We start from the raw sequence: 9,444 nt of genomic DNA on the forward strand, positions 1-9,444 counted from the left end.
GCTCTACACGTTCGCTGGCCCGGCAGGCAGAAGCTGCCGAGCATGGCTCGGCACTACCAGGCTTGCAGACCCAGCAGACAGAAGCTGCCGAGCATGGCTCGGCACTACCCGGTTTGGTGCCAGCACCAGTGCCACGGTTCGTAGACGATGCCATGCGGGTTGTCGCGCGGGTAGCTCAGCTGGAACCCGAAACGGTCCGCGTGCTGCTGCAGCCAGGCAAATGCCGCCGTGTGTTCGAAACCCTCTTCGGCCGGTGGCTCGCCGGGTGTGCCGATGTCCAGCGCGAAGCCGCTGTGGTGCTCGCTGTAGCCCGGGGCGGCATTGACCTTGAGGATGTCGGAAACGTCCAGGCCGCGCGCGCGTTTGCGCTCGAAAATGCCCAGCTGGTAGGCATGGCTGCGATAACCGGAGATCGCATCGAGCGCGATCCCATCTACCGCCGCCTGCTGGCGCAGACGCTGCCACCCGCGCGCGGCACTGCGACGCAGCCAGAGCGGACGGCGGTAGCGGTCGACGCCGGCCAGGCGCAGGTGCGCCGGTTCGGCCTCCAGCGCCAGGCCGGTTGCCTTTTCATACGCGTCTGCATCGATGCCGAGCTGTTCCAGCCGTTGTTGGAGGCCGCTGAGCGGCAGCAGGGATGCGTCCGCCCTGCCGCGCCCTTGTGCCAGCCCTTGCGCGTCCAGCGCATCGAGCGCGGCCTCGATGCCGTGTTCGCGCATCAGCCGTGGCACCAGCGGCAGCACCCCATGCGCGGACACCACCGCCAGGTAGCGACCATCGCGTTTGCGCCGAAGCACCCAACGCGCCTGGGCCAGTGCACGCGCGTCGGCGTTGCTGCGCGCGCGCAGCAGGCCGCCGGGCCACAATTCGATGTCGGCGGKGTTGATCAGCAGGGCAGGGGCGCGGCGCATGGGGTCAGCTTAGTGCGTGCGGCCGGGCGCGGCCAGCGCCTGCAGGGCCGTCAGCAGCGCGCGCGGGTTCTCGGGGCTGATCACCAGCGCGCTGCCGTCGCGCAGCGGCAGGTACAGCACGCGGCTGCTGTCGGTGAGCAGGCAGAACGCCTTGCTGCGGTCGCGCATCCGGTAGTGCCCGGACTGGAATCCCGGCATGCCGTAGCCATTGGTCTTGGTCGTCGGCTTGAGGCTGCCATGCTCGGCCAGGTCCACCACGCGTGCGCGCTCCAGCACGATGTCCTGCACCGGCACGCGCTTGCGATAGAACGTGGAGACCACCTCCAGCTGACGGTCCTGCAGGCGGATGCGGCGACGGAAGAACATCGCGCTCAGCACGGCAGTGAGCACCACCAGGAAGGGCACGGTGAAGCCCAGTTCGTATGGCGTGCGCTGGTCCGATTGCAGCGTGGTGACCACGATCAGCGCCGCACTGGCCAGCATGGGCACCCACAGCCACAGCAGGTGCCAGACCGGGGCCGGGGCGACGGCGAAGTCGTTGACGGCAGGCGAGGGCGCGGCCATCTCAGATCTCCTTCTTGAAGATCAACAGCGCCACGCCCATCGGTTGGGTCTGCAGCACGTTCACCAGTTCCCAGCCGAGCTGGCCGTGCCGGTTGAGTTCGGCCTGCATCTCATCCGGCTTCAACCCCGTCCACGACGGTTGCAGCTCGACGGTCAAATAGCTCCAGCGCTTGCTCATTCCTTGCTCTCCTTGCTCGAATCGGGTTTGGGAAGGCGGCCGGCCTTGCGCAGGGCATCGCGCAGGACGTACTCGATCTGCGCGTTGGCGCTGCGCAGCTCGTCATCGGCCCAGCGCTGCAACGCCGCCAGGATGTCGGCGTTGATCCGCAGCGGATAGGCTTTCTTCTCGCTCATGGCTCAGTACAACGACCCGGCATTGATGACCGGCTGGGTGCCGCGGTCCGAGCACAGCACCACCAGCAGGTTGCTGACCATGTGCGCCTTGCGCTCCTCATCCAGCTGCACCACGCCGTTCTTCTGCAGTTCGGCCAGCGCCATTTCGACCATGCCCACCGCACCGGCGACGATGCGCGTGCGTGCGGCGATCACCGCATTGGCCTGCTGGCGCTGCAGCATCGCCTGGGCGATTTCCGGGGCGTAGGCGAGATGGCTGATGCGCGCGTCGATCACCTGCACGCCGGCGTCGGCCAGGCGCTCGGCCAGTTCGTCCTTGAGGTGCTGGGAGATTTCGGCGGCGTGGCTGCGCAGCGACAGCTGGCCGTCCTCGTGCTGGTCGTAGGGGTAGCTGGTGGCCATCGCGCGCAGCGCCGATTCGGACTGGATGTGCACGAAGCTCTCGTAGTCGTCCACGTTGTAGACCGCCTCGGAGGCATCGACCACCTGCCACACGATCACCGCGGCGATCTCGATCGGGCTGCCGTCCAGTTCGTTGACCTTGAGCTTGCCGCTTTCGAAGTTGCGCACGCGCTGGCTGACCTTCTTCTTGCTGAAGAACGGGTTGTTCCAGCGCAGACCGTTGTCCTTGACCGTGCCCACGTACTTGCCGAACAGGCTCACCACCACCGCCTGGTTGGGCTGCACGGTGTACAGGCCGGTCAGGCTGAGCAGGGCCAGGATGGCCAGCGCCACGCCGCTCAGCATCCAGGTGGGCGCCACCGGGAACGCGCGCGCGCCGGAGATGAACAGCCACACCGACAGCCCCAGCAGGACCAGCACCAGCAGCAGGAACGGCAGGCCGGACAGTGAGCGGAGGGTCTTCTCTTTCATGGCGGGGCGTCCTTGGGCAATTGAATCAAAAGATATCAAATTGATATCACAATGCAAGTCGGTCTGCCCGCTTTCCGGCCGACGCTCTAGAATGCCCTCCCGCCCCCTAATGTCCGGAACCGCCATGACCACGCTCGGTACGCCGCTGTCTCCCTCCGCCACCCGCGTCCTGCTGCTGGGCTCGGGCGAACTGGGCAAGGAGGTCGCCATCGAGCTGCAGCGGCTGGGGGTGGAGGTGATCGCCGCCGACCGCTACGCCGACGCGCCGGCGATGCAGGTCGCCCACCGCGCGCATGTGATCGACATGCTCGATGCGATGGCGCTGCGCGCGCTGATCGCCAAGGAGCAGCCGCACCTGATCGTGCCGGAGATCGAAGCGATCCATACCGAAACCCTGGTCCAGCTGGAGCAGGAAACCGGCCAGCGCGTGGTGCCCACCGCGCGTGCCGCACGCCTGACCATGGACCGCGAAGGCATCCGCCGGCTCGCCGCCGAAACCCTCGGCCTGCCGACCTCGCCCTACCGGTTCGTGGATACCGAGGCCGACTACCGCGCCGCCGTGGCCGTGATCGGCCTGCCGTGCGTGGTCAAGCCGGTGATGTCCTCCTCGGGCAAGGGCCAGAGCACGCTGCGCAGCGAGAGCGACATCGCCCCGGCCTGGGAATACGCGCAGACCGGCGGCCGCGCCGGCGCCGGCCGCTGCATCGTCGAAGGCTTCATCGACTTCGAGTACGAAATCACCCTGCTCACCGTGCGCCACGCCGCAGGCACCTCGTTCTGCGCGCCGATCGGGCACTGGCAGAAGGACGGCGACTACCGCGAAAGCTGGCAGCCGCAGCCGATGTCGCCGCGCGCGCTGGCGCGTGCCGAGGAAATCTCGCAGGCGATCACCGACGACCTGGGGGGCTGGGGCCTGTTCGGGGTGGAGCTGTTCGTGAAGGGCGACGAGGTGTGGTTCAGCGAAGTCTCGCCGCGCCCGCACGACACCGGCCTGGTCACCCTGGCCTCGCAGGAACTGAGCGAATTCGCGCTGCATGCGCGCGCCATCCTCGGCCTGCCGATTCCGCTGATCCGCCAGAACGGTCCCTCGGCGTCGTGCGCGATGCTGGCCCATGGCGAAGGCGTCCCGTTCTTCAGCAACGTCGCCGCCGCGCTGGAACATCCGGATTCATCGCTGCGCCTGTTCGGCAAGCCCACCGTGCATGGCCATCGCCGCGTCGGCGTGACCTTGGCGCGGGGCGCCGATATCGAGGACGCGCGGAAGATCGCGCGTGAGGCGGCCCAGGCAATCGGGATCGAACTGCACTCCTGATCCTGCCGCGCGTTGTCTTCCGGCGACGTACTGCAGATGCAAGAACGGCGGGCAATGCCCGCCGTTTTCTTGACCGTGGTACTGCGGGTTACTTCACATCCACCCACACCAGGTGGTGATCGCTGCCGTCGGCGATCTTCGCCTCCGGGCGGTTGTTGTCCGGCCAGAACACGCCGCTGCCCACGTAGCTGAAACCGACCGACGGCAGCACGTAATCCAGGCGCATGGTGCCGGCCTTCGGGCCGAAATCGCCGGTGGCATGGAAGGGCGCGCCCTTGCGCGCGATGCCCTTTTCCGCATATGCCAGGCTGGTCTGCTCGGCACCCACGCTGCGCGGGGTCGGGTAGCGCAGTACGCGCGGATGTTCGATCAGCTCCACGATTGCCTCGTGGCGGCCATCGCCATCGACCGGATCGTTGTTCAGGTCACCCAGGATCACAAAGCGCGCGTCCTGCTGCAGGCCGCCGCACTGGCCGCGGTCATCGCACAGCCACGGTTTGCTGCCGGCCGACAGGTATTCCTGCCACAGCCGCAGTTCGTCGTGGTTGCGCGCGGCATTGCGCTTTTCCGGCCCGTCGAACACCGGCGGGGTCGGGTGCGAGACCAAGGCATGCACCACGCCGTTCGGGGTGGTCACCGGCACGTCCCAATGCGACTTGGACGACAGCCGCAGCTGCGACCACACGTGGTCGTTGTAGAAGGATTTGCCGGTGCGCGGGTCGATCGGGCGCAGCGCGCCGGGCAGGGTGCTCCACTTCAGCAGCTGGAAACTGCGTACCTTGGCCGCGTCGATCGGGTAGCGCGACAGCACCAGCATGCCGTACTGGCCCGGGTGCAGGCCGTAGCCCCACGCATCGTTGCCGCGCGCGCGGCCGTCGCCGCCAATCTGGCCGTTGTTGTCCAGGTCCAGCCCGCTCTGCACGCCGGTATTGACCGGGGCCAGGTAGCGGTAGGCGTAGTGCAGCGGCTCGGCGCCGCCGGGCTGGGCGGTTTCCAGGTAGCGCTGCTGGAACAGGTCGGCCGCACGGTGCGCGTCGTCGTAGTCGAACTCGTTGAGCAGCACCAGGTCCGGACGCACCTGCTGCAGCACCGCGGCGATCTTGCGCGCGTGTTCGCTGTCGCCTTCCAGCTCGGCGATCAGCCCGCCGGTCTCGTCGTTGTACAGCGAGGTGTTGTAGGTGGCGATCCGCAGCGGCGCGGTGGGGGCTTCCGGCATGGCGGCGGTCTTGGCAGGGGACTGGGCGCAGGCGCTGCACAGCAGGGCCAGGGCAAGGATCAGGGGATGGGCGTTCATCGGCCTATTTTGCACCCGGACGCATTGCAATGCTGCGTCAACGCCCGTCCAGTTCGTCGTCGAAGGCGTGCCAGCGGCGGCCGTCGTAAGCCTCCAGCGGGCGGAAGCGGCGCTTGTAGTCCATCTTGCGGTGGTCGCGGATCCAATACCCCAGGTACAGGTGCGGCAGCTGCTCGCGACGGGCCCAGGCAATCTGCTGCAGGATGGCGAAGGTGCCCAGGCTGCGGTGGGCCTGGTCGGGGTCGAAGAACGTGTACACCGCCGACAGCCCCTGCGGGGTCACGTCGGTGACCGCCACCCCCAGCAGGGCGCCACGGCGGCCAGCCTCGGCGGGCGCACGCAGTTCCATGAAGCGGCCCTGCGCCCACTGGCCGATCAGGAACTGGTCGAACTCATGCGGGCCGTGTTCGTCCATGCCGCCCTGGGCATGCCGGTGGGTGAGGTAGCGGTGGTAGAGCGCGAACTGCTCTTCGGTCTGCTCGGCGGCCACGATCCGCACTTCCAGGTCGGCGTTGCGAGCCAGGCAGCGGCGCTGGCTGCGGTCCGGGGCGAAGCGCGCCACCGGCACACGCACCGACACGCAGGCGTGGCAGTTGGCGCAGTGCGGCCGGTACACCAGGTCGCCGGAACGGCGGAAGCCCCAGCTCAGCGCCATCGGGTAAAGCGTGCCCAGGCGCGCGTCCTGGGGATCGAGCACCAGGTCGCGCGCGGCCCGTTCCGGCCAGTAACCACAAGGGTGGTCACCGGTCTGGAACAGTCGCAGCTCGTCGTCGCGGTCGCCGTGTATTGCCATGCGCCCAGCATAGCGCCGGGGCGTCGCAGGGGGCGCGACTGTCTGCCAAATGAACATCGCCGGCCAGGCTGTCAACGCCGCCGCCGCCCGGGCGTTGTTACCGGTGTGGGTGCCACGCACCGCACGCCGATACCTTACGAACCGGAGTGATCCATGCGCAATCGCAAACCCCTTCTGCTGCTGGCCCTGCTGCTGTCCACCGGCGCTGCCGGCCTGGCGGTCGCCGCCGATGCGCCGACGCCCGCCGACCCGCCGGCCCGCCCCACGCTCGACACCAACGGCGATGGCGTCATCGACCGTGCCGAGGCGGCCAAGGCCCCGCRCCTGGCCGCGCAGTTCGACTCCCTGGACAAGAACAAGGATGGCAAGCTCTCGCGCGAGGAAATGCCGCGCTGGCACGGCAAGCGGCATGGGCGTGGCCCGGGTGGCGGCGGTGACAGGATGGCCAAGCTGGACACCAACAAGGATGGCCGCATCAGCCGCGAGGAAGCCAAGGCCGATCCGCGCCTGGCCGCCCGCTTCGACCAGATGGATGTCAACAAGGACGGCTACCTGGACAAGGCCGACCGCGAGCTGCGCATGAAGCAGCACCGTGACGCCTGGTTCGCCGCAGCCGATACCAACAAGGACGGCCAGCTGAGCAAGGCCGAGTTCGACGCCGCCAAGGGCCCGTTCGGTGGTCCGCGTGGGGGCCACGGCGATGGCAAGCACCGCGATGGCAAGCCGCCGATGCCGCCGAAGGCACCGGCCACCAAGTAAGCCGATCCACGGGTAAACACACAGCGCCGGTCATCGACCGGCGCTGTGTCGTTTCTACAGCCGACCGGTCTGCCGCAGGCTGTAGAGCACCAGGATCGCCACCCCCAGGGTGACCACCACGATCGCCGCGCGGCCGTACATCAGCTGGTACTTCCAGTTCGGTCCACGGCGGCCATGGCGGGCGGCATCGCGCGCCAGCATGGGCGCCATCACTTTCTGCAGCGGGAACAGGCACTGATAGTTCACTGCGCCCATGCCCGCCGCCATCGCAGTCAGCAGCAGCCAGACCGGTGCCTCCAGCACGCTCAGCATCAGCACCGACAGGCACATCACCAGCGCGGTGACGCTGCTGAGGACCACGAATGCGCGGACCTGCTCGCGCTCGCGCGGGGTTTCCGCGTAGGACAGCAGATAGCGCCCGCCAAGGTAGCTGCCGAGCATGCCGCCAAGCAGGCTGCCGACGACCGTGCCGATGCCCAACATCTGGCCGGGGGCGGCGGTCTGGCTGAGCGCGGCGCTCAACGAGCCCAGCGCGGTGCCGCCGGACAACGTGGCACCGCCGAGGCCCAGCTTGCTGGTGCCCAGTCCGGTGCCGAGCAGGATCGCGGCGCTGGCCGTGCCGGGGGCGGCGATGATCAGCACCGAGGCCAGGGTGGTGGCGAAGGCGGCGCTGGGGGCGCTGCTGCGGGCGAAGTCGCCGAAGCGGCGCAGCATCTCTTCGCGCACGCTGGCGCGGGCGCGCGACAGCCGCTTGCGTACCGCCGCGTCGCTGAGGCCCAGCAGCTCGGCCACCTGCTGCGAACTCTGGCCTTCGCGGTAGTACAGCAGCAGGGTTTCCCGGGCGTCTTCGGGCAGCGCCGAGATGATTTCCTCGGCCGCCAGTTCTTCTTCCACCCGCTGCATCCGCTCGGGCGCGGTCGGGCCGGGATCGGCGGCCATGTTGATCGCGATCTCGGCCGCTTCGCCGGACAGCGGTCGGCCGCGGTTGGCGCGCAGCCAGTCGCGGGCCAGGTTGCGGGTGATCTGGCGCAGCCAGGGCAGGAAGCTGGACGGGTTGTGCAGCTGGGTGAGCTGCTGCCAGGCCTTGATGAAGGCTTCCTGGGCGATGTCTTCGCTGGCCTGCACGTCACGGGTGATCGCCAGGGCGATCGCGGTGACGGTGTTCTGGCWGGCCAGCACGATGCGGCCATAGGACTGCGTGCAGCCCTTGGCGGCGGCGGGCAGGTCGCGTTCCAGGGTGGTGGTCAGCAGCAGCGTCATGGCGTCCTTCCCGGGGGTGAGCCGAGTATGACGACCGCAGCGACGGAATGTGACCGGGCAGTGCCGGCCGCTGGCCGGCTCCGCAGATACCCGCTCGCAGGTAGTGCCGGCCGCTGGCCGGCTCCGCAGATACCCGCCCGCAGGTAGTGCTGGCCGCTGGCCGGCTCTGCAGCTACCCGCCCGCAGGTAGTGCCGGCCGCTGGCCGGCTCCGCAGCTACCCGCCCGCAGAAGCAGCCGGCCAGCGGCCGGCACTACTTGGCGGGCTGGATTCTCACCCGGACTTCGTCATCTTCCGGCGGTGCGGGCTGGGCCGGGGCGGCGGCCGGGGCCGGCTGTACCACCGGGGCAGGGGCCACGGCGGGGGCGCTGCGGTGATGCATCACCACCACCATCGCCACGGCGGCGATGACCAGCAGCAGGCCGATCCGGATCCGCCAGGCCCAGTTGCGGCGCGGCGCGACCTCGCCCACCTGGTCGCGGAAAGCGAACTCGGCGGTGGGGTGGTCGCGGCGGGTGGTTTCCAGCAGGCGCGCATCGCGCAGGATTTCGCGCGCGCGCGGCTGGTCGTTGGCGTGCACCACCCACAGGGTCGGGTGGGTGGTGTTCTTGCTGGTGTCCAGGTAGCTGAACTGACTGCCGCGCTTGCTGTGGTACGAGCGCCCGTTGGTGATGCGCACTTCGATGCCGGCGTCGCGCAGCAGCTTGGCCACGCCTTCGACGGTCTCCACGCGCTGGCTGTTGAATATCTGTCTCATGTCAGTCCTTGGCCGGCACGGCGGCGGCCGCGTCACTGTCGGGCACGACGCGGATCAGGCCTTCCTGGGCGGTGCTGGCCACCAGCAGGCCGTCGCGGGTAAAGAACTGGCCACGCGCCAGCCCGCGCGAATCCTGCGCGCTGGGGCTGTCCAGCGAATACAGCAGCCAGTCGTCGGCGCGGAACGGACGGTGGAACCAGATCGCGTGGTCGAGCGAAGCCATCTGCACGTGCGGCTGGTAATAGCTGATGCCGTGCGGGAAGGTCGCGGTGCCGAGCAGGTGGAAGTCCGACGCGTAGGCCAGCAGCGCCTGGTGCAGCTCGGGCGCATCGCCCACGGTTTCATTCAGGCGCAGCCACACCTGGTGGTAGGGCGGGCGCTTGGGCGGATGAAGTTCGTCGCGCGGGTAGACATGGCGGAACTCGAACGGGCCGCCGCGCGAGAGCCAGCGCTGCACCTTGATCGGCAGCCGCTCGAGCACTTCCGGCGGCAGCGGACGGTTGGGTTCGATGTCTTCCGGCTGCGGCACTTCGGGCATCTTGTGCTGGTGCTCGGCCCCGGTCTCGGC

Annotated in this window: 12 protein-coding genes; 2 read left to right on the forward strand and 10 right to left on the reverse strand. The window is 68.8% G+C overall.

What is annotated here, in order from left to right; all coding sequences use genetic code 11:
* Positions 1-104 precede the first annotated feature (104 nt).
* From AC1DQP_RS11855 to AC1DQP_RS11875, 5 genes are read right to left on the reverse strand one after another with little or no spacing between them, the layout of a single operon-like run.
* Positions 105-911 carry a M15 family metallopeptidase gene (locus tag AC1DQP_RS11855; RefSeq protein WP_478051655.1) on the reverse strand — a complete coding sequence of 269 codons (807 nt, stop codon included), beginning with the start codon at positions 909-911 and terminating at the stop codon, positions 105-107.
* 9 nt (positions 912-920) lie between these two features.
* A complete protein-coding gene (locus AC1DQP_RS11860) occupies positions 921-1,475 on the reverse strand; it encodes a PH domain-containing protein (protein WP_457318639.1) in 555 nt (184 codons plus the stop codon).
* A gap of 1 nt (position 1,476) precedes the next feature.
* Positions 1,477-1,653 (reverse strand): DUF4177 domain-containing protein, encoded by a 177-nt coding sequence (locus tag AC1DQP_RS11865; protein ID WP_256777161.1) that lies wholly within the window; start codon positions 1,651-1,653, stop codon positions 1,477-1,479.
* The gene (locus AC1DQP_RS11870; RefSeq protein ID WP_256777159.1) at positions 1,650-1,829 is read right to left on the reverse strand and encodes a type II toxin-antitoxin system antitoxin; all 180 of its coding nucleotides are present in this window, start codon (positions 1,827-1,829) and stop codon (positions 1,650-1,652) included. Before AC1DQP_RS11870 ends, AC1DQP_RS11865 begins: the two co-directional genes overlap by 4 nt.
* A 3-nt stretch (positions 1,830-1,832) precedes the next feature.
* Complete coding sequence (locus AC1DQP_RS11875; protein WP_256777158.1) at positions 1,833-2,702, reverse strand: SPFH domain-containing protein; 870 nt, start codon at positions 2,700-2,702, stop codon at positions 1,833-1,835.
* 124 nt (positions 2,703-2,826) lie between these two features.
* On the opposite strand from AC1DQP_RS11875, the gene purT reads away from it, so the two are divergent.
* On the forward strand, positions 2,827-4,014 hold the full coding sequence (purT, locus tag AC1DQP_RS11880; RefSeq protein ID WP_457318641.1) for a formate-dependent phosphoribosylglycinamide formyltransferase: 1,188 nt from the start codon (positions 2,827-2,829) through the stop codon (positions 4,012-4,014).
* Positions 4,015-4,102: 88 nt separating this feature from the next.
* Here the strand turns inward: purT and AC1DQP_RS11885 are convergent, their stop codons facing one another.
* Positions 4,103-5,308, reverse strand: coding sequence for an endonuclease/exonuclease/phosphatase family protein (locus AC1DQP_RS11885; protein WP_457318642.1), 1,206 nt, complete (start codon positions 5,306-5,308; stop codon positions 4,103-4,105).
* A gap of 37 nt (positions 5,309-5,345) precedes the next feature.
* The gene (locus AC1DQP_RS11890; protein WP_457318643.1) at positions 5,346-6,101 is read right to left on the reverse strand and encodes an arginyltransferase; all 756 of its coding nucleotides are present in this window, start codon (positions 6,099-6,101) and stop codon (positions 5,346-5,348) included.
* 153 nt (positions 6,102-6,254) lie between these two features.
* On the opposite strand from AC1DQP_RS11890, the gene AC1DQP_RS11895 reads away from it, so the two are divergent.
* The gene (locus AC1DQP_RS11895) at positions 6,255-6,860 is read left to right on the forward strand and encodes an EF-hand domain-containing protein (RefSeq protein ID WP_478051656.1); all 606 of its coding nucleotides are present in this window, start codon (positions 6,255-6,257) and stop codon (positions 6,858-6,860) included.
* Between the two features lie 54 nt (positions 6,861-6,914).
* Here AC1DQP_RS11895 and AC1DQP_RS11900 read toward each other — a convergent pair whose 3' ends face one another.
* The 3 genes from AC1DQP_RS11900 to AC1DQP_RS11910 all read right to left on the reverse strand — a co-directional run.
* The gene (locus tag AC1DQP_RS11900; protein ID WP_478051657.1) at positions 6,915-8,120 is read right to left on the reverse strand and encodes a sigma-70 family RNA polymerase sigma factor; all 1,206 of its coding nucleotides are present in this window, start codon (positions 8,118-8,120) and stop codon (positions 6,915-6,917) included.
* Between the two features lie 252 nt (positions 8,121-8,372).
* Entirely contained in the window at positions 8,373-8,876 is a 504-nt protein-coding gene (locus tag AC1DQP_RS11905; RefSeq protein WP_457319535.1) for a putative signal transducing protein, read from the reverse strand.
* Between the two features lies 1 nt (position 8,877).
* Positions 8,878-9,444: acyl-CoA thioesterase (locus AC1DQP_RS11910; RefSeq protein ID WP_478051658.1), on the reverse strand; the 567-nt coding region annotated here is incomplete at its 5' end.

This window comes from Stenotrophomonas sp. P5_A8 (assembly GCF_056400545.1).